Below are 1,012 nucleotides of genomic sequence, written 5' to 3'. Positions count from 1 at the left end.
CTAGGAGCTGTTTCTTAGATCTGCTGACCGATGGTGCCTACGTTGTCACGATAGGTGTATGGGTCGCGGTGACTTAACGAACGCCGAGTGGGAGCGGCTCGAACCGCTGCTGCCGGAGGGCGGCCAGCGAGGCGGGCGGTGGAACGACCACCGCAAGACGATCAATGGTGTGTTGTATCGAGCACGTACCGGGCTGCCCTGGCGTGATCTGCCCGAGCGGTTCGGTCCGTGGATCACGGTCTACAAGCGACACCGTCGCTGGTCGGCCGATGGCACCTGGCGGATGTTGCTCTCGGAGATCCAAGCCCAGCAGGACGCCGAGAACCAGGTGGACTGGGACATCTCCGTGGACTCCACCACCGTCCGCGCACACCAGCACGCCGCCGGCGCGCCCCGCACACCGCCAGCCGCGCCGGAACAGAAAAAGGGGGACGCCGCCGGGACAAACCGGGGCGATCCGGTGCTGACGTCTCTGGCGGCCCGGCTGGCGGAGGTGGTCAGGCTGGAGAGTGCTTAGGCCGCTCCCGCGGCGGGTTCACCACCAAGATCCATCTGTCCGCGGACGGCCGATGCCGGGTGCTGTCGCTGGTGCTGACACCAGGCCAGTACGGCGACAGCCCGCAATTCCAGCGACTGCTTACCGGCATCCGGGTACCCCGGCCGGGACCGGGACGCCCCCGTACCCGACCGGACAGCCTTGCCGCGGACAAGGCCTACTCCTCGCGCGCCAACCGCGCCTACCTACGCCGCCGCAAGATCCGCCACACCATCCCCGAGCCACGCGACCAACGCGCCCACCGTCGCCGTCGTGGCTCAGCCGGAGGACGGCCCACGGGCTTCGACGCCGCACGCTACAAAGCCCGCAACGTCGTCGAACGGGCGATCAACCGGCTGAAGAACTTCCGGGCCGTGGCCACGCGATACGACAAGCGCGCCTACATCTTCCTCGGCACCGTCACCTTGGCCGCCCTCGTCATCTGGCTCCGAACCTGATCCGAGAAACAGCTCCTAG

1 protein-coding gene is annotated in these 1,012 nt (G+C 67.7%); it reads left to right on the top strand.

The genetic code is table 11. The features are described 5' to 3' along the window. The first annotated feature begins 58 nt into the window (after positions 1 to 58). A protein-coding gene (locus ACTWPV_RS49700; RefSeq protein WP_443157227.1) for an IS5 family transposase occupies positions 59 to 993 on the top strand; the annotation gives its coding sequence in 2 pieces (ribosomal slippage) (positions 59 to 433 and positions 436 to 993; 933 coding nt in all). Positions 994 to 1,012 lie beyond the last annotated feature (19 nt).

The sequence above is a fragment of the Nonomuraea sp. KM88 genome (assembly GCF_052245635.1).
GTDB lineage: Bacteria > Actinomycetota > Actinomycetes > Streptosporangiales > Streptosporangiaceae > Nonomuraea.
This window is presented reverse-complemented; position numbering and strand designations above follow the sequence as displayed.